Below are 22,847 nucleotides of genomic sequence, written 5' to 3'. Positions count from 1 at the left end.
CCGTCTCGCGGGGTGGAATCGGGGGTCAGGGGCCGGGCCCGGCGCACTACCCTGGCGGCATGACCTCGTCGCACGCCGCCGCCACCCCCACCCCGGTCCTCGAGACAGCGACCCGCGCCCGCGCCGCCGCCGCCATCCTCGCCCCGCTCCCGCGCTCCGCGAAGGACTCGGCCCTGCGTGCGATCGCGGACGCCCTGGAGGCCCGCACCGCCGAGATCGTCACGGCGAACGCCGAGGACATCGCCAAGGCCCGGGCGGCCGGCACCAGCGAGACCGTCATCGACCGCCTGACCCTCACCCCCGAGCGCGTCCGCGCCATCGCCTCCGACGTCCGCGACGTCGTCGCCCTGCCCGACCCGGTCGGCGAGGTCGTCCGCGGCTCGACCCTCCCCAACGGCATCGACCTCCGCCAGATCCGGGTGCCGCTCGGCGTCGTCGGGATCATCTACGAGGCCCGCCCCAACGTCACCGTCGACGCCGCCGCCCTCTGCCTGAAGTCCGGCAACGCCGTCCTGCTGCGCGGCTCCTCCTCCGCCTACGCCTCCAACACCGCCCTCGTCGCCGTCCTCCGCGACGCCGTGGCCGGCGCCGGCCTGCCCGCCGACGCCGTCCAGCTGGTCCCCGGCGAGTCCCGCGACTCCGTCCGCGAGCTGATGCGCGCCCGCGGGCTGGTCGACGTCCTGATCCCGCGCGGGGGCGCCTCCCTGATCAAGACGGTCGTCGAGGAGTCCATCGTCCCCGTCATCGAGACCGGCACCGGCAACTGCCACGTCTACGTCGACGCCCAGGCCGACCTCGACACGGCCGTCGAGATCCTCGTCAACTCCAAGGCCCAGCGGCCGTCCGTCTGCAACGCCGCCGAGACCCTCCTCGTCCACCGCGACATCGCCGACGCCTTCCTGCCGCGCGCCCTCGACGCCCTCGCCGAGGCCGGCGTGACCGTCCACGGCGACGAGCAGGTCCTGAAGGCCGCCGAGGGCGGCAAGGTCACCGCCGTACCCGCCACCGACGAGGACTGGGCCGCCGAGTACCTCTCGTACGACATCGCCGCCGGCGTCGTGGACTCCCTCGACGACGCCGTCGCCCACATCCGCCGCTGGACCTCCGGCCACACCGAGGCCATCGTCACCACCTCGCAGGCCGCCGCCCGCCGCTTCACCCAGCTGGTCGACTCCACCACGGTCGCCGTGAACGCCTCCACCCGCTTCACCGACGGTGGTCAGTTCGGGTTCGGCGCCGAGATCGGCATCTCCACCCAGAAGCTGCACGCCCGCGGCCCGATGGGCCTGCCGGAGCTGACCTCCACCAAGTACATCGTCACCGGCGACGGTCACGTCCGGTAGTCGCCCTCACCCGTCCGGGTGGCCGGATTTCGGCAGTTGCCCTGCCCAAACCGGCCGCCCAGGTCTACGCTGGTTCCCGTGCCGGACGACGTGGGGGGCAAGCCGTACCCGGACGGCGGGGAGCCCGACGACGACCGCGGAGGCGCGGACCAGGACTTCGCCTCCGTGGTGTTCGACGAGGACTTCGTCCGGAGCGCCACGATCCATGAGCCGAGCGCCGTCGAGCGCCAGCGGGCGGCCGAGGCCGCCCGGGCGGTCGCCGGCGGCTACGACGGCCCGGACGCCTTCGACCCGTACGACGCCCACGGCTACGGCCACGGCCCCGACGGGGACCCGTTGGCCTACGGCCCCGACGGCTACCCGTACGGCTACGGCCCCGGCCACGGCCCGTACGGCATCCACGGCGGCGCCCTGCGCCCCTACCGCGGCCGCTCCCGCTGGCTGCGCCCGGTCGCCTGGGTGCTGGCCGTCGTGATGGGCGTCGGCATGGTCGCCCTCGCCTTCACCGCCGTCTACCGCGGCGCCGCGAACGACCCCGAGCCGCCCGCCCCGGCCCCCACCACCAGCCCGCTGACGGAAGTCACCGGTACTGGCGCGTTTATGTATCCCGTCTCCCGCCAACCCTGAAAGTACGACCCCTCTCGCGTGACAGCGGGGAGACGCCATGGCCGTACCAGGAGATTCCCCTGACGGCACCCCCGAGGACGAATACCGGTCGGTGGTGTTCGACGAGGACTTCGTCCGGGCTGCCCGCCTCCAGGAGTTCTCGGCCCAGGAACGCATGGGCGAGCACGCCCGCGCCGTGCGCAGCCGCTCCCTGTGGTCCGGCGGCCGCGGCTCCGGCGACAGCACGCCGAGCCGCCGCTCGCGCCAGGGCCTGCTGCTGGTGTTCCTGATCGCCCTGACCTTCGCCGCCGCCGTCTTCATGGGCATGCGCACCCCGTACGTCCCGCCGGTCGCCACCCGGCCCGAGCCGCTGACCAGCACGGTCGTCCCGCTCGCCGCCTCCCGCACGGTCCCCGGCGGAGGGCCGTCCGAGCTGTACGCGCAGAGCCCCGCCGCCGGGTACCGGGTCGGCGCGGCCGGCATCACCCTGCCCGCCGTGCACCGCACCGGGCACTTCACCGACGGGCAGGTGCTCGCCGCCCTGTCCATCGCCAAGGACTACCTCGTGCAGTCCTCGCTGGACCCGGACGTGCTGGCCGGCACCGCGGTCCGGCCGGTGCGGGTGCTGCTCGACCCCGACCAGGTGGCGCAGTTCGAGCGCAGCATGACCGACCCGGCCGGGGACGGGCAGCACGCGGCGACCGGCTGGTTGGTCCGCTTCGACCCGGCCACCGCCGTGGTGGCCGACTCCCGCGTCCGGGTGAACGGCACCCTCGCCTTCCGCGAGGTGCTGCCCGACGTCCTGGAGGTGACGACGGACCACACCTTCGTGTACGCCGTCCGGCCCGCCGCGGCCGGCTCGCCGGGGGCGGCCGACGGCGCCTCCCTCTTCACCGTCCGGCGCGAGCTGCGGCTGCGCTTCGACCGCGACGACCTGGTGGCCCGCCGGGCCGAACTGCGCTCCGCGTACGTGATGGCCGGGCCGCAGGCATGCTCCGCCGAGGTGGCCGACGGCTTCCGCCCGCAGCTGGCCGGGGCGCAGCCCACCGCAGTCGGCCCGGCCGCGAGCGACCCGTACGCCAGTGGCCACCCGCGCCGCGCCGCCGGGCTGTGCGGCGTCCTGGCCGAGCCCGGGGCCGAGCCGCCGGACCGCAGCCCTGCTCCGTCGGCCCCCTCGGCCCCGGCGGCCCCGTCGGCCGGTTAGCCGGCCGTGCCGCTGCCGCTGCCGCCGCCGCTGAACTTCTCGCGCAGCTTGCCGCCCAGGTCGCCGGCCAGGTCGCCGGCGCCGCCCGCGATGTCCCCGACCAGCTTGAACAGCGGATCCTTGCTGGTGCGCACCGCGTCGGCGTAGTGCGCGGCCGACTGCCGGAAGGAGTCGGTGACGGAGGTGTCCTTGTCGTCCTCGCGCCGCGGGTAGTGGCCGTCCATGATCCGCTGGAAGTCGCGGCTCTGCGACCACTTCTTCAGCTCGGCGGCGCGCACGGTGGTGAAGGGGTGGCTGCGCGGCAGCACGTTGAGGATCTTCAGCACGGAGTCGCGCAGGTCGCCGCTCTTCTCGTACTCGTCGGCCTGGGCGAGGAAGGCGTCCACGTTCATCTCGTGCAGGTGGTTGCCGCCGGCGATCTTCATCAGGCCGCGCATCGAGGCCTGCACGTCCTGGCCCACCAGCAGCCCGGCCCGGTCCGCCGACAGCTCCGACTTGCGGAACCACTCGCGCAGGGCGGTGACGATCGCCATGATCGCCACGTTGCCCAGCGGGATCCACGCGACCTTCACCGCCAGGCCCGTCAGGAACAGCAGGATCGTGCGGTAGACCGCGTGGCCCGACAGGGCGTGGCCCGTCTCGTGGCCCACGACCGCCCGCATCTCCTCCTCGTCCAGCAGCTCGACCAGGCCCGTGGTCACCACGATGATCGGCTCGTCGAGCCCCACGCACATGGCATTGGGCTTGGGGTCCTGCTGGACGTACATCTGGGGGACCTTCTCCAGGTCCAGCACGTAACAGGCGTCGAGCAGCATCTGGTGCAGGTGCGGGAACTGCGTCTCGCCCACCCGCACCGAGTCCGACAGGTAGAGCAGCCGCAGGCTGCGCTCCGGCAGCAGCCCGCTGAGCGCCTTGAAGACCGTGTCGAAGCCGCTCAGCTTGCGCAGCGCCACCAGCGCCGAGCGGTCCGCCGGGTGTTCGTACGCCCGTGAGGAGATTCCCGGGAACCTCCTGCGGTCGCGCGCGGGCGTCGACGTCCCGGAAGCCTGTTCTGTCATGGCGCATCCCCCTTGATCGGCCTGCAGTGCCTTGCGTCTATCCTCTCCAACGCCTGAGTCGGCGTGAGCGTGCCCCAGGCACCCACTTACGATGTGAGCGAAGTCTCCGCCCACTCCCGACCCGAATAGGTACCTGCCTGATGAGCCTCTCCAGCACCGCCCAGAGCCTGGTTCTCCTCGCCTCGGAGGGGGCCGAGACGCACGGCGGCAACCACGACAGCCTGAACCCCTACCTGACCGGCGGCGGCGCCCTGGTCGTCCTGCTGCTCATGCTGTGGGTGACCACGCGTCTGAACCGCGACCGCTGAGCCGACGCGGCGGGCCGGTAGGGTCTGCGCTCATGGGAGAGCAGGAAATGCCTACCGGCCCGGTCAAGCGCCGGCTCGGCGTGATGGGCGGGACGTTCGACCCGATCCATCACGGTCACCTCGTGGCCGCCAGTGAGGTGGCCGCGCTGTTCCACCTCGACGAGGTGGTGTTCGTGCCGACCGGCCAGCCGTGGCAGAAGTCGGAGCGGGCCGTCTCGCCCGCCGAGGACCGCTATCTGATGACGGTCATCGCCACGGCCTCCAACCCGCAGTTCTCCGTCAGCCGCATCGACATCGACCGGGGCGGCCCGACGTACACGATCGACACCCTGCGGGACCTGAAGGCGCTCAACGAGAACGCCGACCTGTTCTTCATCACCGGCGCCGACGCCCTCGCCCAGATCCTGACCTGGCGCAACGCCGCAGAACTCTTCTCCCTCGCCCACTTCATCGGCGTCACCCGCCCCGGCCACGTCCTCACCGACGACGGGCTGCCGGAGGGCGGGGTGTCCCTCGTCGAGGTCCCCGCGTTGGCCATCTCGTCCACGGACTGCCGCGCACGGGTGGCCCAGGGCGATCCCGTGTGGTACCTGGTGCCCGACGGTGTGGTGCGCTACATCGACAAGCGTGAGCTGTACCGGGGAGCCTGAGGGTCCGGAAAGAGAGGGGCACCGCGGTGAACGAGGAGCAGCAGCTCGTCGGGTACGACGCCTACGGGCGGCCGGTGTACGCCGCCGCGCCCCCTCGGCAGCAGCCCCCGTACGAGCCGTACCCGCCGCAGGCGCCGTACTCCGGCCAGGTGTACGAACAGCAGTACGGGTACGACCCCTCCGGCGCCCCCGCCGGGCCCGGCCCCCACGAGCAGTACGACCCGTACGACGAGCCGTACGACGGTCCGCACGGCGGTCCCTACGGCGGCCCGCACCAGCACCAGCAGCCCCAGCCGCAGCAGCCGCAGCAGCAGTGGCCCCCGCAGCAGGCCGTACCGGTACCCGAGCCGCGCCGCGGGGAGCCCGACCGGGCCCCGACGCCCGACTACCGCACCGAGCAGTTCGCCTTCCTCGACCAGCCGGACGAGGAGAGCGACGACGTCATCGACTGGCTGAAGTTCACCGAGAGCCGCACCGAGCGCCGTGAGGAGGCCCGCCGGCGCGGCCGCAACCGGGTGGTCGCGCTGATCGTCGTCCTCGCCCTGTTCGTCGCGGGCGGCGTCGGCTACCTCTGGTACGCGGGCAAGCTGCCCGGCCTCGACGGGCCCGACCGCACCCAGGCCGCCGGCACCCCGGCCGGTCCGCAGAAGCGCGACATCATCGTGGTCCACCTGCACCACACCAAGACCGGCGGCACCTCCACCGCCCTGCTCGTGGACAACGTCACCACCCGGCACGGCGCCACCGTCCTGCTCCCCGGCGCCCTCGCCGTCCCGCGTGACGACGGCAGCTCCGTGCCACTGGCCAAGTCCGTCGAGGAGGACGGCCTCGGCGGCACCCGCGAGGGCCTGGACACCCTGCTCGGCACCCGGATCGGCGGCACCTGGCGGCTGGACACGCCGTACCTGGAGAACCTCGTCGAGCTGGTCGGCGGCATCGAGGTGGACACCGACACCGCCGTCCCCGCCGACGACAGGGCGAGGACCCCGGCCGTCGGCCAGGGCCCGAAGCAGAGCCTGAACGGCGCCATGGCCGTCGCCTATGCGACGTACCGCGCGCAGAACGAGCCGGAGGCGCGGCAGCTGGAGCGCTTCGGCAAGGTGCTGCTGGCCACGCTGCGCAAGGTCTCCAGCGATCCCCGGGCCGCCACCGTCACCGTGGAGACCCTGGCCCAGATCCTGGACCCCTCCCTGAACGAGCAGGCCCTCGGCGCCTCGCTGGCCAAGCTCGCCGAGCACGCCAAGGTCGGCGACCACCGCACCGACCTGGTCACGGTCAAGCCCGACGGCACCCTGACCGACGAGGCCGGCCGCAAGGTGGTCAAGGAGGTCCTCGGCGGCGCCGTGACCGGCCCGCAGAGCGGCGCCGCGCCCCGGGTGGGCCTGCGCGACGGCACCGGCGACGACAGGACGCACACCGCGGCCAAGGCGGCGCTGATGAACGGCGGCTACTCCCTGGTGGACGGCGGCCGGGCCGGGCAGGGCCAGGCCACCTCGCAGATCACGTACCAGGACGACGCCCAGCGGGACCGCGCGGTCGAGGTCGCCAAGACCCTGGGCCTGCCGGAGAGCGCCGTCAAGAAGGCCGAGAGCCCGCTCAACGCGGACGTGGTGGTCACCCTGGGCAAGGACTACAAGCCCTCCTGAACCGGCCCCGGACCCCCTCCTCGGGGGCCGCGGCCCGCGGCGGCGTAATGGCGTGGGCGGGGTCGGCGGACCGTGAGACCCTTGTAAGGATCTGCCCGTCGACCCGAAAGCATGGCCTAGTGACCGCCACGGACCGCTCCATCGAGCTCATCAACGTCGCCGCCCAGGCGGCCGCGGACAAGCTCGCGCACGACATCATCGCCTACGACGTCAGCGACGTGCTGTCGATCACCGACGCCTTCCTGCTCGCCTCCGCGCCCAGCGACCGCCAGGTCAAGTCGATCGTCGACGAGATCGAGGAGCGCCTGCTGAAGGACCTCGGCGCCAAGCCGGTCCGCCGCGAGGGCGACCGCGACGCGCGCTGGATCCTGCTCGACTACGTCGACATCGTCGTGCACGTGCAGCACAGCGAGGAGCGGGTCTTCTACGCGCTGGAGCGCCTGTGGAAGGACTGCCCCGAGCTCGACCTGCCCGAGGACGCCAAGCAGACCCGCGGCAAGGCCGAGGAGCACGCCAAGCTGCGCGAGGCCCAGGCGGACGACGACCTGGACGGTGATCTGTTCTGAGCGCGACGACCGCTTCCCGGCCGGGCCGCAAGATCGTCCTGTGGCGGCACGGCCAGACGTCGTGGAACCTGGAGCGCCGGTTCCAGGGCTCCACGGACATCGAGCTGACCGAGACCGGGGTCGCGCAGGCGCGCCGCGCCGCCCGGCTGCTGGCCTCCCTCAAGCCCGACGCCATCGTGGCCTCCGACCTCAAGCGGGCCGCGGCGACCGCCGCCGAGCTGGCCGCCGTGACCGGCTTGGCGGTCGCGCACGACGCGGCGCTGCGCGAGACGTACGCCGGCGAGTGGCAGGGGCTGACCCACGAGGAGATCGTGGCGAAGTACGGCGAGCAGTACGCGGCCTGGAAGCGCGGCGAGCCCGTGCGCCGCGGCGGCGGCGAACTGGAGACCGAGGTCGCCGACCGGGCGGCCCCGGTGGTGCTCCGGCACGCGGCGGGCCTGCGGGAGAACGGCACGCTGGTCGTGGTCAGCCACGGCGGCACGATCCGTACGACCATCGGCCGGCTGCTCGGCCTGGAGGCGGCCGCCTGGGAGAGCCTGGGCGGCCTGTCCAACTGCTGCTGGTCCGTCCTCGGCGAGGGCGCGCGCGGCTGGCGGCTGCTGGAGCACAACGCCGGCACCCTGCCGGAGCCGGTGCTCGGCGACGACGACTGAGGCCCTGGTGGGGCCCCGTGGCGGGGCCCCCGGGACCGCCCTGGGACCGGATTTCACTTTTCGGCTGGTCACAGGCTAGAGTTCTTCTTGTCCGCAGCGAGGACCGCAGGAAACGGCGGGAAGCGCGACGGAGAGCGGGGCTATAGCTCAGTTGGTAGAGCGCTTGCATGGCATGCAAGAGGTCAGGAGTTCAATTCTCCTTAGCTCCACAGAAGAAGGATCCCGTCCCCAACAGGGGGCGGGATCCTTGCTCTTTGTCCCTAGCTGACCCCTGACGCACCGGCGTGGCAGAATCGACAGCGCCGGAGGGGGAGACGACGGCCCGGAGCGGGAGGGAGTCGCTGACGGATGGGTGCACACCGGCGGCGGTGCGACTGGTGCGACAACGGCACGCCGATCGTGCGGGACATGGACCCGGTCAACCCCGACTACCAGTACTGGTGCGAGGAATGCGCGCGGGCGCTGATCATAAAGGGCGACCCCATCGAGACGTACCGGGAACTGGAGGGGGAGCCGATCTACGGCCGGCTGCTCGACGAGCACTGCACGCTGAAGCGCTTCTACCAGTTCGCCCGGGCCTGACCAGGTCGAACCGGACATAACGGTAGTCGTGCGGCGGCCGGGGAAACCGATTTTTGGTCCGGGGCCATCACCGTGTAATGTTCTCGATGTCGCCAGGGGGAACCGGCAAGGGAAACCGAGCAGGACCCGGGGGACACTGCGAAAGCAAGGGGCTATAGCTCAGTTGGTAGAGCGCTTGCATGGCATGCAAGAGGTCAGGAGTTCAATTCTCCTTAGCTCCACAGTGAGGAAGCGGGTCGTCCGGACAGGGCGGCCCGCTTCTCGTTGTGCCCGCCCCGCGGAACGGCAGAGCGTCCGCCGGGACCGCTGCGGTACCCTGACGCCATGCGTGCCGTACGCCTTCTGCTTACCGAGCCGCGCTGAACAGTCCCGACCGGCACCGACCCGGTCGGCCTCGGCGCGGCGTCCCCTCCTGTGCGAGGGGTTTTTTCGTTTGGGCAGGCAGAGACGGCAGAGACGATCGATGGAGCTTGTAGGAATCATGAGCGAGACGAACACCCCGGCCCCCGAGGCGGCCGAGGCGCACCGTTACACGGCCGCCATGGCCACCGACATCGAGGCACGCTGGCAGGACGTATGGGACGCGGAGGGGACCTACGAGGCCCCGAACCCGAGCGGTGACCTGGCGGGCGACCCCGCCGTCGTGGCGCGGCCCAAGAAGTTCATCATGGACATGTTCCCGTACCCGTCCGGCGCGGGCCTGCACGTCGGTCACCCGCTGGGGTACATCGCCACCGACGTCTTCGCCCGCCACCAGCGGATGACCGGGCACAACGTCCTGCACACCCTGGGCTTCGACGCCTTCGGCCTGCCGGCCGAGCAGTACGCCGTGCAGACCGGCACGCACCCGCGGGTGTCCACCGAGGCGAACATCGAGAACATGAAGGCCCAGCTGCGCCGCCTGGGCCTGGGCCACGACAAGCGCCGGTCGTTCGCCACGATCGACCCGGACTACTACAAGTGGACCCAGTGGATCTTCCTGCAGATCTACAACTCCTGGTACGACACCGAGGCCGGCAAGGCCCGCCCGATCGCCGAGCTGGTCGCCTCCTTCGAGGACGGCTCCCGCAAGGTCCCCGGAGGCCGTGACTGGGCCGCGCTGAGCGCCGCCGAGCGGGCCGACGTACTGAACGAGTACCGCCTGGCGTACGCCTCGGACGCGCCGGTGAACTGGTGCCCCGGACTGGGCACCGTCCTGGCCAACGAGGAGGTCACCGCCGACGGCCGCTCCGAGCGCGGCAACTTCCCCGTCTTCAAGGCCCGGCTGAGCCAGTGGAACATGCGGATCACCGCCTACGCGGACCGCCTGCTGGACGACCTGGACGCGCTGGACTGGCCCGAGGCCATCAAGCTGCAGCAGCGCAACTGGATCGGCCGCTCCGAGGGCGCCCGCGTCGACTTCGCGCTGGGCGACGAGGCCGTCACCGTCTTCACCACCCGCCCCGACACCCTGTTCGGCGCCACCTACATGGTGCTGGCGCCCGAGCACCCGCTGGTCGAGAAGTTCGTCCCCGCCGCCTGGCCCGAGGGCACCCGCGAGGTGTGGACCGGCGGCCACGCGACCCCGGCCGAGGCCGTCGCGGCGTACCGCAAGCAGGCGGCGTCGAAGTCGGACGTGGAGCGCCAGGCCGAGGCCAAGGACAAGACCGGCGTCTTCACCGGTGAGTACGCGGTCAACCCGGTCAGCGGCGAGAAGGTCCCGGTCTTCATCGCCGACTACGTCCTGATGGGCTACGGCACCGGCGCGATCATGGCCGTTCCGGCCCACGACAGCCGCGACTTCGAGTTCGCCCGCGCCTTCGAGCTGCCGATGCGCTGCGTGGTCGAGCCCACCGACGGCCGCGGCACCGACCCGGCCGAGTGGGACGAGGCGTTCGTCTCCCACGACGCGAAGCTGGTCAACTCCACCGGCGAGGGCATCTCCCTGGACGGCCTGGGCGTGGTGGAGGCCAAGGCCGCGATCACCGCCTGGCTGACCGAGCAGGGCATCGGCGAGGGCACCGTCAACTTCCGCCTGCGCGACTGGCTGTTCAGCCGCCAGCGCTACTGGGGCGAGCCCTTCCCGATCGTCTACGACGAGGACGGCGTGGCCCACGCGCTGCCCGAGTCGATGCTGCCGCTGGAGCTGCCCGAGGTCGAGGACTACTCCCCGCGCACCTTCGAGCCCGACGACGCGGACTCCCAGCCGGAGACCCCGCTGTCGCGCAAGGAGGACTGGGTCAACGTCGAGCTGGACCTGGGCGACGGCCGCGGCGTGCGGCGCTACCGCCGCGAGACCAACACCATGCCGAACTGGGCCGGCTCCTGCTGGTACGAGCTGCGCTACCTGGACCCGCACAACGCCGACGCGCTGGTCGACCCGGCCGTCGAGCAGTACTGGATGGGCCCGCGCGAGAGCGCCCCGCACGGCGGCGTCGACCTGTACGTCGGCGGCGCCGAGCACGCGGTGCTGCACCTGCTGTACGCGCGCTTCTGGTCGAAGGTCCTGTTCGACCTGGGCCACGTCTCGTCGGCGGAGCCGTTCCACAAGCTGTTCAACCAGGGCATGATCCAGGCCTACGTCTACCGCGACGAGCGCGGCTTCCCGGTGGCGGCCGCCGAGGTCGAGGAGCGCGACGGGAAGTTCTTCTTCGAGGGGCAGCCGGTCAAGCGCGAGCTGGGCAAGATGGGCAAGTCCCTGAAGAACGCCGTCACTCCCGACGAGATCTGCGAGGAGTACGGCGCCGACACCCTGCGCCTGTACGAGATGGCGATGGGTCCCCTGGACGTCTCGCGCCCGTGGGACACCCGCGCGGTGGTCGGCCAGTTCCGCCTGCTGCAGCGCCTGTGGCGCAACATCGTGGACGAGACGACCGGCGAGGTCACCGTCGTGGACGGGGAGCCGGACGAGGCCACCCTGCGCGCCCTGCACAAGGCGATCGACGGGGCCGGCGGCGACATGGCCGGGCTGCGCTTCAACACGGCGATCGCCAAGATCACCGAGCTGAACAACACCCTGACCAAGGCCGGCAAGCCGCTGGAGCGCTCGGTGGCCGAGCGCCTGGTCCTGCTGATCGCGCCGCTGGCCCCGCACATCGCCGAGGAACTGTGGCACCGCCTGGGCCACACCGACTCGGTCGTCCACCAGGACTTCCCCGTCGCCGACCCGGCGTACGTCGTGGACGAGGCCGTGACCTGCGTCGTCCAGATCAAGGGCAAGGTCAAGGCCCGCCTGGAGGTCCCGCCGACCATCTCCGAGGGCGACCTGGAGCAGCTGGCGCTGGCGGACGAGGCCGTGGTGGCGGCGCTGGGCGGGGCGGAGATCCGCAAGGTGATCGTGCGGGCGCCGAAGCTGGTGAACATCGTGGTGTGAGGCGGTCCGGGGGGGGTGTCCCTTCCGGTGGGGCGACGTCCGGGGGGTGCCCCTTCCGGTGGGGCGACGTCCCGTGGAGGGTGACATCCCGTGGGGTGGTGACATCCCATGGGTGACATCCCGTAGGGGCGGTGCGCGAGAACCCTGAGGAGATTCCGGGGGCAGGTCGAGGGTCGTTGTGGAACCCGTGACCTGCCCCCGGCGTTTACGGTGAGGGGGAGAACGAGAACAGGTGCCAGGGGAAACAGGGGCCAGGGGAAAGGGACCGTCATGGAGGCCGCGTTGATCATCTTCGCGTTGATGCTGATGGCCCTGGTCGGCCTGGCGGTGTACGCCACGGTCAAGGTGGTCGGGGTGGCGAAGCGGGGCGTGGAACGCACGGTCACCCAGGCCCGCCGCACGGTCGAGGACACCACCCTGCGGGCCAAGAGCCTGGGCCAGTTCGGCCCGGCGGCCACGCTCGCCCAGCTCCGGCTCGATCTGCGCACGTCGATGCGGGCCACCCGCGAGACCCTGGAGCACGGCGTCCGCTCGGACGCCTCCTTGCACGAGTCCCTCGCCCTCTTCGAACGCCTCAGCGCCCACGGGCGCGAGCTGGACGAGGAGCTCAAGCGCCTGGAACAGGAGCCGGACAAGGCCCACCTGGCCTCCCGCCTCCCCGACCTGCGCGACCGCACCAGCCGCATCACCACGGCGGCCGACTCCCTGCGCTTCGCCGCCAACGACCGCGCCCGCCGCTTCGCGGAGGACGACTTGTCGACCCTGTCGGCCCAGATCGACCTGGAGTCGGGCGCCCTGCGCCACTGGTCCGCGTCCGAGTCCGCGTCCGAGTCCGCGACCGCGGAGACCGGGCCGGCGGGCCGGGCCGGGGCCGGCTCCGGTCAGGCTGCGGGCGGCTTCGGCCCGGGAGCCGGGGCGGGCGCTGCTCCGCCTGCGGCGGGCTCGGGCTCGGGGGCGGCTTCCCGTTCGGCCGGGGCGGCGGCGGACACCCCCGCGCCGACCGGCGACCAGGGCGCGCAGCGCCCGGCCCTGGACCCGGCCCGGCCGACACCGACGTACCCCTGGCAGAAGACCCCGAGGCCAGAGGCCACGACCTGAACCGAAGCCACGCACTGCCGGGGCGGCCTTGCCGGCGCGGGTGTGTGGGGGCCGGGGCGGGGCTTGCTGGGCGGGGCTTGAGGGGCGGGCTGGGCTTGCTGGGCGGGCCTACGGAGCCGGGGCCGGAACCTTCAGCGTCGCCGGGCTCGGGCCGCTGCCCCAGGGCGAGCGGTTCGGCGGCGCCGGGGCCGGAGCGAAGGCTCCCTCTCTCCAGCTCCGCCGGCGTTTGACGCGCGGGGTCCGGGGCGGAGCCCCAGAAGCTCCTGGGCGCAGACGGTCCGCAGGGCCGGCTGCCGGCTGAGAGGGTGCACCGGTCCCGCTTGGGGTGCGAGGCTCCGGGCCGGGAGCGAGAGCTCGCTCTTTCCGGGGCGGAGGCCCAGAACCCCTGGGCGCAGACGCTCCGGCGGGGCACGGCAGGGTACGGCTCGTCGGAGGGGTGCATCGGTCCCGCTAGGGTGCGAGGCTCCAGGTCCGGAGCGAGGGCTCCCTCTCTCCAGCCCCGCCGGCGTTTGAGGCCCGGGGTCTGGGGCGGAGGCCCACGAAAACCCCTGGGCGCAGACGCTTCGGTGGGGCAGGTCAGGGTACGGCTTGTCGGAGGGGTGCATCGGTCCCGCTAGGGTGCGAGGCTCCAGGTCCGGAGCGAGGGCTCCCTCTCTCCAGCCCCGCCGGCGTTTGAGGCGCGGGGTCTGGGGCGGAGCCCCAGGTACGGGAAGGGGCGGGGTGGGGAAAGGCTCCGCGCAGCGGCCACACCCCCGCCCGCCAGGCCTCAGCTGCCAGCTCGGCCCGGTAACGGACCCGGCCCCCACCCGCCCCAGCGGGACAGGCCCCAGCCGAGGGGCCGGACAGGCACGGCCCAGGCAGGCCCGGGCCCAGCCAGGGTGGCCAGCCCGAGCCCAGGCGTGGCCCCGGCGGGAGCCGGGTCCGCCCCGGCCGGGCGGCGAGACCCGGCGGCGGCCCGGCGCAGGCCCAGGCCCGAGCCCAGGCTTGGTCCGGTCCTGGCGGCGGCCTGGCGCAGGCCTAGGCCCAGGCCCAGGCTTGGTCCGGTCCCGGCGGCGGTCCGGCAGGCGCCGGGTCCGCCCGGGCCGGGCGGCGAGACCCAGCGGCGGCCCGGCACAGGCCCAGGCCCGAGCCCAGGCTTGGTCCGGTCCTGGCGGCGGCCCGGCACAGGCCTAGGCCCAGGCCCAGGCCCAGGCCTGGTCCGGGCCGGTCGCGCTCCGGAAGGACGGAGCCGGGCGGCAGGCCCGGCCGAGGCATGCGCCAGGCCGGCCGCGGCCGGCCCCCGGGCCGCGGGCCGGCCCCGGCAGAGGGCCAGCCACAGGCCCAGGCTGCCGCACCGCCCCCACTGGCGGTACTCTCCGCCTCATGTCCCGCCATGTCGCGATCGTCACCGATTCCACGGCCTACCTGCCCCACCCGGCACTGGCGCGGCACGGGATCACCTCCGTCCCCCTCACCGTGGTCCTCGGCGACGAGGCCCTCGAAGAGGGCACCGAGATCTCCGCCCGAAGCCTCGCCCTGGCCCTCCAGAAGCGCCGCCCCGTCACCACCTCCCGCCCCAGCCCGGAGGACTTCGTCCGGGCCTACGACGCAGCCGCAGCCGCCGGGGCGACCGGCATCATCAGCCTCCACCTCTCCGCCGAGTTCTCCGGCACCTACGACGCCGCCGTCCTGGCGGCCCGCACCGCGCCGGTCCCGGTCCGCGTCGTCGACACCGGCATGGTCGCGATGGCCCTCGGCTTCTGCGCCCTCGCCGCCGCCGAGACGGCCGAAGCGGGCGGCACGCTGGACGAGGCCGTGGCCGCCGCCGAGAAGCGGGCCGCGGGCATGTCCGCGTTCTTCTACGTCGACACCCTCGACTACCTCCGCCGCGGCGGCCGCATCGGCGCCGCCCAGGCCCTCCTGGGCTCCGCCCTGGCGGTCAAGCCGCTGCTGACCCTCGACGGCGGCCGCATCGAAATGCTGGAGAAGGTACGGACTGCCTCCAAGGCCATCGCCCGCCTCGAAGAGCTGGCGGTCGAACGGGCCGGCACGGCCGGCGTCGACGTGGCGGTCCACCACCTCGCCGCCCCCGACCGCGCGGACATGCTCGCCGAACGCCTCCGCGAGCGCATCCCGGGCCTACGGGAGCTGCACGTGAGCGAGGTGGGGGCCGTCATCGGCGCGCACACGGGACCGGGCCTCCTGGCCGCGGTGATCTCCCCGCACTGAAGCGCCGAACGGCTGACGCGACCATCCACAACTCCCGGCTTATCCACAGGAATCCGCACTTCCGCACCGATGTCGGGCTCTCCTCGTACGGTCGTCGGCATGACTACATCAGCCCGACCGACGCCCCGCCCAACAACCGCAACCGCAACCGCAGCCGCAGCCGCAACGGCAAGGGCAACCCCCGAGCCGCTCGGCACACCCCCGTCCCCGGCGACTTCCGACACCTCAGAAACCCCGGCCACCCCGGAGCCCCCCGACACCTACGGCCCCTCAAGCCCCTACGGCCCCTCAAGCCCCTACGGCCCCTCAAGCCCCTACGGCCCCTCAAGCCTGTACGGCACCCACACCCCCCGCCGCCCCACCCCACCCCTCCCCACCGGCGCCACAAGCGGCCCGGGCCGCCCCCCTTCCTCGGACACCCGCGCCCGGTACCGCCGCACCCGCCTCCGTACTCGTCGCCGAGCCCACGCCGAGGCCGCGGCCGCCGCGCTCCACCGCCGCGCCCAGACCCTGCTGGCCGGCACCACCACGGCAGCGACCATCGAGCGCACCGCCCTGCAGCGCACCCCCGAACACCCGGCCCTCCCCACCCCCGACCCCCCGAGCACCCTCACGCGGCCCCTGGCGGGAGGGACACCCCTGCCCCCGCCCCCGGTACGGCAGCAGGCAGTGGCCCGGGACGCGGCAAGGCCGGACAGCCCGCCCGGTGACACGCCGCCGCAGAACGCCGTCCTCCCCGGGGACGAGACAGGGCAGGACGACCTGCACTGGGACCCGGTGGAAGAGGACGACCAGCGGCAGACCGACCTGCTGCCCCCAGAGGGACGACCCGCAGACACTCGGCAGCGCCCTGACGCACGCCGGAACGAAAGGCCCTCACCCGCCGAGCGGCGGACGGGCAGATGGCAGGAAGCCCGGCCCTCGGCGGGGCCGCGGCGGGCGGACACATGGCAGGAAGCCCGGCCCTCGGCGGGGCCGCGGCGGGCGGACACACGGCAGGAAGCCCGGCCCCCGGCAGGGCCGCGGCGGACCGATCCGCCCCAAGCAGCCGGGCCCCGAGCCGCGCCCCTTTCGGAAGCACCCCCGCCCGAGACCGAGAACCCGCTGCCACCCGCGACCTCCCTCCGCCTGGCCCTGCGCGAACGGCTGCCGCTCTGGCTCCAGACCCGCTGCGGCCTCGAACGGCGGCCGCTGGCCGCCATCGTCGTGGTCCTCGTGATCGGCCTGGCCTTCGCCGCCCAGCAGTACTGGGCGGGCAGGCCCCGGCAGGTGTCGGCCCCGGCGGTCATGGCCCCGGCCCCGGTCGCGAACACGCCCTCGGACGGTGGCCCGCCACCCTCCCCGTCCCCCACCACCCTGGTGGTCGACGTGGGCGGAAAGGTCCGGGCCCCGGGCCTGCGCCACCTCCCGCCCGGATCACGCGTGGCGGACGCGGTCGCCGCGGCCGGGGGAGTACGCCCCGGCACGGACACCAGCGGGCTCAACCTGGCCCGCCTGCTGGTCGACGGCGAACAGGTCCTGGTCGGTGTGCCCGCACCACCCCAACCACCCGCGCCCGGCGGGGCCCGGGCGAACTCACTCCGCCCCGGCACCCCCCTCAGCCTCGGGAACGCCACGGTGGAACAGCTGGACGCGTTACCCGGCGTGGGCCCCGTGCTGGCACAGCACATCGTGGATTTCCGTACCGCCCGCGGCGGCTTCCGCTCCGTGGAGGAGCTCCGCGAGGTGACCGGCATCGGCGAACGCCGTTTCGCCGACCTCCGCCCACTGGTCCGGCCATGAAATCACCAGGCCCGACCCGAAGCCCCGGCCCGCCGACCCCCGAGGCTCAGCCGAACCGAGCAGAGCCCAAGGACACCCCGCTGGACCTGCGCCTGGCCGGCCCGGCCCTGGCCGCCTGGCTGGCCGCCGCCCTGGCCCTGACCGCCCCCGCCACGTGGACAGTCGCGGCTGCCACTTTGTGCACGGCCGCCGCCGTGACGCTCCTCCTGACACCCCGCCCCCGATCAGACCGACACCCGACCACCCCACGGGCCCCGCACGACCCACCAGGGTCACCCGCCCCGCAGGACCACCACGACCCCCCGGAGCCAGCCCGGCCCCGGCCCCCGCACACCCCGCCGGAGCCAGCCGCCCCACCGGACCGGCACGGCCCGCCACAGCCACCCGAACCCCGGAACCCGCATCCCCTGCGGGAGCAGCGCGACCCGCCGGGGCCGGCCGCCCCACCGGACCCGCAGGGCCCGCCAGGGCCGGCCGGCCCCCGGGAGACGCGCACCCCGCCTTCCGCAGCACAGCCCAGCTCCCCCCTCCGCCCGGCCCGGCGTCGGGCCTTGGCGACGGCCTTCGCCGGGCTGCTGTTGGCCGCGGCGGCCGGGGCCGCAGTGGCCGGGTTGCAGCGGGCCGAGGACCGGGCCGGGCCGGTGGTCGGGCTGGCGGCCCGGCACGGCCGGGTGTCGGCGGAGCTGACGGTCGGGTCGGACCCCCGCCGCGCCGGCGGCACGAGCGGCCCGCCCGTGGTCGTGTTCGACGCCGAGCTGACCCAGGTCACCGGCCCGGACGGCGCCGTCACCCGGGTGGCGACCCCGGTGACGGTGCTGGCCGGCGACGACCCGGCCTGGACCCGGCTGCTGCCGTCCACCCGCCTGGCGGTGACGGCCCGGCTGGCGCCGGCCCGCGCCGGCGAGCGCTCCGTGGCGCTGCTCCGGCCGGCCGGCGACACCCCGCCCCGCGTGGTCGGCGGCCCGGACGCCGTCCAGCGGATCGCGGGCACCCTGCGCGAAGGACTGCGCCGGGCCACCGACGGGCTCGCCCCCGACGCCCGTGCCCTGCTGCCCGGCCTGGTCGTGGGCGACACCTCCCGCGTGCCGCAGGACCTGCACGACGCCTTCCGGGCCACCGACCTCCTGCACCTCCTCGCGGTGTCCGGCTCCAACCTGACCGTCGTGCTGTTCCTGCTGATCGGCCCACCCGCCAGCGCCCAGTACACCGAACGGCGGGGCCTGGCCCCGCGCCTCGGGCTCTCCCTACGGGCCACCGCCCTCGCCGGGGCCGCGCTGACGCTGGCGTTCGTCGTCGTGTGCCGGCCGGAGCCGAGCGTGCTGCGGGCCGCGGCGTGCGGCGCGGTCACACTGCTGGCGATCGCCACCGGACGGCGCCGCTCGCTGGTCCCGGCCCTCGCCGCAGCCGTCGTACTGCTGCTGCTCCTCGACCCCTGGCTCGCCCGCAGTTACGGTTTCCTGCTGTCGGTCCTGGCCACCGGAGCGCTGCTGCTCCTCGCCCCGCGCTGGAGCGCCGCCCTGCAGCGGCGCGGGGTGCCGCCGCGCCCGGCCGAGGCGCTGGCCGCGGCGGCCGCCGCGCAGGCGGTCTGCGCGCCGGTGGTGGCGGTGCTCACGGCCCGGGTGAGCCTCGTGGCGGTCCCCTGCAACCTGCTGGCCGAGCTCGCCGCGGGACCGGCGACCGTCCTGGGCTTCGCCGCGCTCGCCGTGGCCCCCGCCTGCCCGCCGCTCGCCGAGCTGCTCGCCCGGTGCGCGGGGGTACCGGCCGGGTGGATCGCCCTCGTCGCCCGGACCGGCGCCCGCTTCCCCGGAGCCGAGCTGTCCTGGCCGGGCGGCCCTGCCGGTGGGCTGCTGCTGGCCGTGCTGACCGTGCTCGCCGTCCGGTGCGCGGCGGGCACCGGTCGCCACCGCCGATGGCCGCCCGCCCTGGCCGCCCTGCTCCTGCTGGTCGCCGTACTGCGGCCCCCGCAACTGACCCGCGTGCTCACCGGCTGGCCGCCGCCCGACTGGAGCTACGTGCAGTGCGCGGTCGGCCAGGGCGACGCCGGAGTCCTGGCGGTCGGGCCCGGTACGGCGGTGGTCGTCGACGCGGGCCCGGAGCCCGAGCCGGTGGACGCGTGCCTGCGCTCCCTCGGCGTCGTCACGGTGCCGCTGCTGCTCCTGACCCACTTCCACGCCGACCACGTCGGCGGCCTCGCCGGGGTGCTGCGCGGGCGGTCGGTGGGACTGATCCAGACGTCCACGCTGGCCGAGCCCGTCGGCGGGGCCGCGGCCGTCCGCCGGACCGCGGCCGCCGCGGGCGTGCCCGTCCTCGCGGCGCGGGCCGGCGAACGGCGCCGGGTCGGGCCGGTGGAGTGGCAGGTGCTGTGGCCGCCGCCGGGGCTGTCGGGGGTGGGCCCGAACGACGCGAGCGTAGCGTTGCTCGTCCGTACGGCGGGGCCGAGCCTGTTGCTTCTGGGCGATCTCGAACCCATTTCCCAGCAGGGGCTGCTGAGGGACCATCCGGCCCTGGGCCCGGTGGACGTACTCAAGGTCGCGCACCACGGATCCGCCCACCAGGACCCGGCGTTGCACCGCCGCGTCCGTCCCCGGCTGGCCGTCGTCCCGGTGGGCGCGGGCAACCGCTACGGCCATCCGGCCCCCACCACGCTGGCGTCGCTGCGAGCCGGCGGGGCGCTGGTCCTGCGGACCGACACCGACGGGTCGGTCGCGGTGCTCGGAACCGGCGCCGCGACCCGAGCCGTTCCGGCCGGCCGCGGGCGGTCCCGCAGGGCCGGCCGAGGAGCAGGCGCGCGGGCAGGCGGACGGGCAGGCCGAGCGCGCCCACGGGCAGGCGCACGGGCCGACCGACCGGCGCGCCCTACGGCTGGCGGCGGACGGGCGGGGCGACGGGCGTGCGCAGCGGCGTCCCGACGGGTGTTCCGCCGGCCCGCGCGCTCTGTTTGCCCACAGTCCCGCCACATGATCGAATGCGTTTTCGCCAGAAGGGTCCCCATGCGGGCCCGATTCCATACAGCACGGGGGTGCATCAACCATGTTCGGTCGCCGACGGGGGTTGGATACGGCCGGAAACAGCAGTCCGGGTTCCGCCGCGACGCTGACGCTGCCGCCCACGGCGAAGCTGCTCAGCTGCAGGGTGCTCGACACGGTCCACCAGCCGGTCCGGCAGGCCCGGTTCGAGGTGACCGACCCGATCGGCCGCCGGGTCGTCGGCGGCGAGACGGACCCGTACGGCGGGTTCACCGCCGCGGTGCCGGAGGGGGAGTACCGGCTGACGGTCATCGCGGAGGGCTACGCGCCGTTCCACGGCGCGACGCTGGTCGGCGGCAGCGCCCAGCCGGGGACGGCCGAGATCGTGCTCGACCCCGTCGAGCCGCCGCTGCTGCCGCAGCCCGGCCACTGGGAGATCGACCCGGCCCACTCCACCATCGCGTTCACGGCCCGGCACATCGGACTGGCCCGGATCCACGGCCGGTTCAACACCTTCGCCGGCGCCGTCCGGATAGCCGAGCGCATGGAGGACTCCTCCATGCACGTGATCATCGACACGGCCAGCATCGACACCGGCCTGCGGATGCGCGACGACCATCTGCGGTCGGCGGACTTCCTGGACGCCGCGCGCCACCCCACGGTGGAGTTCTACAGCGAGCGCTTCATCCACCGCCGCGGCAGCCGCTGGACGGTGGCAGGCGCCCTGACCCTGCACGGTGTGAGCCGCTCGGTGACGCTGGACACCGAGTACCTGGGGACCGGCACCGGCATGGAAGGGGAGCCGCGGGCCGCCTGCCGCGCCTCGGCCGAGCTGCAGCGCGAGGACTTTACCCTCAACTGGCAGTCGATGCTGGCCCACGGCATCGCGGCCATCGGTTCGAGCGTCGAGGTCGCGCTGGACGTCCAGATCGTCCACAAGGCCTGACCGCACGCGGGGACCGGGGCGGGGCCGGGACAGGAGGACCAGGGCCGAGCCGGGAGGGGACCCCGCGCGCGAGCCCGGCCGGCCCCGGCCTGCAGGCCACAGGCCTACGGGGATCGGACTGCGGGCCTGCGGGGCTGTGGGCCTACGGGGATCGGACTGCGGGCCTGCGGGCGTGGGGGCCTGCGGGTCTCGTGCCTACGGGGCTCCGGACTCCGCGGCTACGGGGCTTCGAGCCAGCCCTCGTGCTCCGCGGCGAGGTCGTCCAGGGCGGTCGGGTCGAGCCGGGTGTCCGGGTCCTCGACCACCACGAGCCACTGGGCGTCCTCGGCGTCGTCCTCGCCCGCCAGGGCGTCACGGACCAGCTGGGGTTCCTCGGGCAGGCCGAAGCGGTCGACGACCTGCTGCGCCACCTCCTCGGCGGCGTCGCGGTCGGGCAGGACCAGTACATGTCGCAGGCTCACCGCACCATTCTCCGGTACGGGGCGCCCGGCACTGTCGGTGCGGCGTGCGATGCTGGAGCCGATGGCCACCAGGAAGAACTCCACCGACGATCCGCTCGCCCCGCTCACCCTCGCGGTGGGGCAGGAGGACCTGCTGCTCGACCGCGCCGTGCGGGAGGTGGTGGCGGCCGCCCGGGCCGCCGACCCCGACACCGACGTGCGGGACCTGACTCCCGACCAGCTGCAGCCGGGGACGCTCGCGGAGCTGACGAGCCCGTCGCTGTTCGCCGAGCGCAAGGTCGTGGTCGTGCGCAACGCGCAGGACCTTTCCGCGGACACGATCAAGGACGTCAAGGCCTACCTGGACGCGCCCGCCGAGGAGATCACGCTCGTGCTCCTCCACGCCGGTGGCGCGAAGGGCAAGGGCCTGCTGGACGCCGCCCGCAAGGCCGGCGCCCGGGAGGTGGCCTGCCCGAAGATGACCAAGGCGGGGGACCGCCTGGCGTTCGTCCGGGGCGAGTTCCGCACGCTCGGCCGGTCGGCCACGCCCGAGGCCTGCCAGAACCTGGTGGACGCGATCGGCAGCGACCTGCGGGAGCTGGCCAGCGCGGCGGCGCAGCTGTGCGCCGACGTCGAGGGCACCATCGACGCGGCCGTGGTCGGCCGGTACTACACCGGTCGGGCCGAGGCCTCCAGCTTCGAGGTGGCCGACCGCGCGGTCGAGGGCCGGGCGGCCGAGGCGCTCGAGGCGCTGCGGTGGTCGCTGGGCACCGGGGTGGCGCCGGTCCTGATCACCAGCGCCCTGGCCCAGGCGGTCCGGGCCATCGGCAAGCTGGCCTCCGCGCCGCGCGGCGCCCGCCCGGGCGACCTGGCCCGGGACCTCGGGATGCCGCCGTGGAAGATCGACCGGGTCCGGCAGCAGATGCGGGGCTGGTCGGCGGACGGTGTCGCCCAGGCCCTGCGCGCCGTCGCCGAGGCCGACGCGGGCGTCAAGGGCGGCGGCGACGACCCGGAGTACGCCCTGGAAAAGGCCGTGGTGGCAGTCTCCCGAGCCGCCCGCCCCCACCGCTGACCGCCCCACGCCCTCCACCGGAGCCCAACCGACCGCGGGCCGCCCTTCGCCGCACCGGTTCCCGCTACCACGCACCGCCGCCCCTGCCCAGCCCCCACGCCCCGCCACCCCCGCCGGCTCCGCCCCGCCGGCTCCGCCCCGCCGGGCCTGGCTCCGCCGCCCCCGGCCGCCCCGCCCGGCCCCGCCGCCCCAGGTACGCCGAAGGCCCCGGCCTCTGTCCTGGGGAAAGGGAGAGGTCGGGGCCTTCGGGTTGGTGCTCGGGGGCGTCGCACCCGCGTGGCGAACGCAGGCCGCGTGCGACGCGTGGTCCCGCCGCCCGGGGGCGGAGGGGGTGCCGGTCAGGAGCGGATGAGAGGGCCCGCTGGGT

The 22,847-nt window shown here is 74.3% G+C and carries 17 protein-coding genes, 2 tRNA genes and 1 pseudogene; 18 read left to right on the top strand and 2 right to left on the bottom strand.

Features of this window, described 5'->3' with window-relative positions; translation table 11 throughout:
* Positions 1-59: 59 nt before the first annotated feature.
* The 3 genes from LG632_RS02160 (at position 60) to LG632_RS02150 (ending at position 3,153) form a co-directional block, all read left to right on the top strand.
* The gene (locus tag LG632_RS02160) at positions 60-1,343 is read left to right on the top strand and encodes a glutamate-5-semialdehyde dehydrogenase (RefSeq protein WP_226724587.1); all 1,284 of its coding nucleotides are present in this window, start codon (positions 60-62) and stop codon (positions 1,341-1,343) included.
* Between the two features lie 78 nt (positions 1,344-1,421).
* Complete coding sequence (locus tag LG632_RS02155; RefSeq protein ID WP_226724586.1) at positions 1,422-1,970, top strand: SCO2584 family spore wall biosynthesis protein; 549 nt, start codon at positions 1,422-1,424, stop codon at positions 1,968-1,970.
* Between the two features lie 37 nt (positions 1,971-2,007).
* Complete coding sequence (locus LG632_RS02150; protein ID WP_226724585.1) at positions 2,008-3,153, top strand: SCO2583 family membrane protein; 1,146 nt, start codon at positions 2,008-2,010, stop codon at positions 3,151-3,153.
* On the opposite strand, the gene LG632_RS02145 is transcribed toward LG632_RS02150, so the two are convergent.
* Positions 3,150-4,211: a M48 family metallopeptidase gene (locus tag LG632_RS02145; RefSeq protein ID WP_226724584.1), complete on the bottom strand. Its 1,062-nt coding sequence runs from the start codon at positions 4,209-4,211 to the stop codon at positions 3,150-3,152. The genes LG632_RS02150 and LG632_RS02145 overlap by 4 nt on opposite strands.
* A gap of 140 nt (positions 4,212-4,351) precedes the next feature.
* On the opposite strand from LG632_RS02145, the gene LG632_RS02140 reads away from it, so the two are divergent.
* The 14 genes and pseudogenes from LG632_RS02140 (at position 4,352) to LG632_RS02075 (ending at position 20,968) form a co-directional block, all read left to right on the top strand.
* A complete protein-coding gene (locus LG632_RS02140) occupies positions 4,352-4,519 on the top strand; it encodes a hypothetical protein (RefSeq protein ID WP_226724583.1) in 168 nt (55 codons plus the stop codon).
* Between the two features lie 32 nt (positions 4,520-4,551).
* A complete protein-coding gene (gene nadD / locus LG632_RS02135) occupies positions 4,552-5,169 on the top strand; it encodes a nicotinate-nucleotide adenylyltransferase (RefSeq protein ID WP_226724582.1) in 618 nt (205 codons plus the stop codon).
* A 26-nt stretch (positions 5,170-5,195) separates the two neighbouring features.
* On the top strand, positions 5,196-6,815 hold the full coding sequence (locus tag LG632_RS02130; protein ID WP_226724581.1) for an LCP family protein: 1,620 nt from the start codon (positions 5,196-5,198) through the stop codon (positions 6,813-6,815).
* Positions 6,816-6,934: 119 nt separating this feature from the next.
* The gene (gene rsfS, locus LG632_RS02125; RefSeq protein ID WP_226724580.1) at positions 6,935-7,381 is read left to right on the top strand and encodes a ribosome silencing factor; all 447 of its coding nucleotides are present in this window, start codon (positions 6,935-6,937) and stop codon (positions 7,379-7,381) included.
* On the top strand, positions 7,378-8,034 hold the full coding sequence (locus LG632_RS02120; protein ID WP_226724600.1) for a histidine phosphatase family protein: 657 nt from the start codon (positions 7,378-7,380) through the stop codon (positions 8,032-8,034). The genes rsfS and LG632_RS02120 overlap by 4 nt, the downstream gene beginning before the upstream one ends.
* A gap of 136 nt (positions 8,035-8,170) precedes the next feature.
* Positions 8,171-8,243: transfer RNA gene (locus LG632_RS02115), tRNA-Ala, on the top strand.
* 139 nt (positions 8,244-8,382) lie between these two features.
* Positions 8,383-8,616, top strand: coding sequence for a hypothetical protein (locus LG632_RS02110; RefSeq protein WP_030229679.1), 234 nt, complete (start codon positions 8,383-8,385; stop codon positions 8,614-8,616).
* Between the two features lie 148 nt (positions 8,617-8,764).
* Positions 8,765-8,837, top strand: a tRNA-Ala gene (locus LG632_RS02105).
* 260 nt (positions 8,838-9,097) lie between these two features.
* Positions 9,098-11,968 (top strand): leucine--tRNA ligase, encoded by a 2,871-nt coding sequence (gene leuS / locus LG632_RS02100; RefSeq protein WP_226724579.1) that lies wholly within the window; start codon positions 9,098-9,100, stop codon positions 11,966-11,968.
* 270 nt (positions 11,969-12,238) lie between these two features.
* The gene (locus LG632_RS02095) at positions 12,239-13,066 is read left to right on the top strand and encodes a hypothetical protein (RefSeq protein ID WP_226724578.1); all 828 of its coding nucleotides are present in this window, start codon (positions 12,239-12,241) and stop codon (positions 13,064-13,066) included.
* A gap of 1,362 nt (positions 13,067-14,428) precedes the next feature.
* On the top strand, positions 14,429-15,274 hold the full coding sequence (locus LG632_RS02090; RefSeq protein WP_226724577.1) for a DegV family protein: 846 nt from the start codon (positions 14,429-14,431) through the stop codon (positions 15,272-15,274).
* Between the two features lie 1,206 nt (positions 15,275-16,480).
* A complete protein-coding gene (locus tag LG632_RS30095; protein WP_308107786.1) occupies positions 16,481-17,056 on the top strand; it encodes a ComEA family DNA-binding protein in 576 nt (191 codons plus the stop codon).
* Between the two features lie 551 nt (positions 17,057-17,607).
* Positions 17,608-19,803 (top strand): annotated as a pseudogene (locus tag LG632_RS02080) (ComEC/Rec2 family competence protein); the annotation flags it as partial.
* Positions 19,804-20,086: 283 nt separating this feature from the next.
* Complete coding sequence (locus tag LG632_RS02075) at positions 20,087-20,968, top strand: YceI family protein (protein WP_226724575.1); 882 nt, start codon at positions 20,087-20,089, stop codon at positions 20,966-20,968.
* A 218-nt stretch (positions 20,969-21,186) separates the two neighbouring features.
* On the opposite strand, the gene LG632_RS02070 is transcribed toward LG632_RS02075, so the two are convergent.
* Complete coding sequence (locus tag LG632_RS02070; protein ID WP_226724574.1) at positions 21,187-21,429, bottom strand: hypothetical protein; 243 nt, start codon at positions 21,427-21,429, stop codon at positions 21,187-21,189.
* A gap of 61 nt (positions 21,430-21,490) precedes the next feature.
* Here LG632_RS02070 and holA point away from each other — a divergent pair, with 61 nt between their 5' ends.
* Complete coding sequence (holA, locus tag LG632_RS02065) at positions 21,491-22,480, top strand: DNA polymerase III subunit delta (protein ID WP_226724573.1); 990 nt, start codon at positions 21,491-21,493, stop codon at positions 22,478-22,480.
* The last annotated feature ends 367 nt before the right edge of the window (positions 22,481-22,847 follow it).

Origin of the sequence: Streptomyces antimicrobicus (genome assembly GCF_020532625.1) — a bacterium.
Lineage (GTDB): Bacteria > Actinomycetota > Actinomycetes > Streptomycetales > Streptomycetaceae > Streptomyces > Streptomyces antimicrobicus.
This window is presented reverse-complemented; position numbering and strand designations above follow the sequence as displayed.

Coding starts and splice junctions, on each gene's coding strand:
- LG632_RS02160 (WP_226724587.1), top strand. CDS start 60: ATGACCTCGTCGCACGCCGCCGCCACCCCCACCCCGGTCCTCGAGACA.
- LG632_RS02150 (WP_226724585.1), top strand. CDS start 2,008: ATGGCCGTACCAGGAGATTCCCCTGACGGCACCCCCGAGGACGAATAC.
- LG632_RS02145 (WP_226724584.1), bottom strand. CDS start 4,211: ATGACAGAACAGGCTTCCGGGACGTCGACGCCCGCGCGCGACCGCAGG.
- LG632_RS02140 (WP_226724583.1), top strand. CDS start 4,352: ATGAGCCTCTCCAGCACCGCCCAGAGCCTGGTTCTCCTCGCCTCGGAG.
- nadD (WP_226724582.1), top strand. CDS start 4,552: ATGGGAGAGCAGGAAATGCCTACCGGCCCGGTCAAGCGCCGGCTCGGC.
- LG632_RS02110 (WP_030229679.1), top strand. CDS start 8,383: ATGGGTGCACACCGGCGGCGGTGCGACTGGTGCGACAACGGCACGCCG.
- leuS (WP_226724579.1), top strand. CDS start 9,098: ATGAGCGAGACGAACACCCCGGCCCCCGAGGCGGCCGAGGCGCACCGT.
- LG632_RS02095 (WP_226724578.1), top strand. CDS start 12,239: ATGGAGGCCGCGTTGATCATCTTCGCGTTGATGCTGATGGCCCTGGTC.
- LG632_RS02090 (WP_226724577.1), top strand. CDS start 14,429: ATGTCCCGCCATGTCGCGATCGTCACCGATTCCACGGCCTACCTGCCC.
- LG632_RS02075 (WP_226724575.1), top strand. CDS start 20,087: ATGTTCGGTCGCCGACGGGGGTTGGATACGGCCGGAAACAGCAGTCCG.
- holA (WP_226724573.1), top strand. CDS start 21,491: ATGGCCACCAGGAAGAACTCCACCGACGATCCGCTCGCCCCGCTCACC.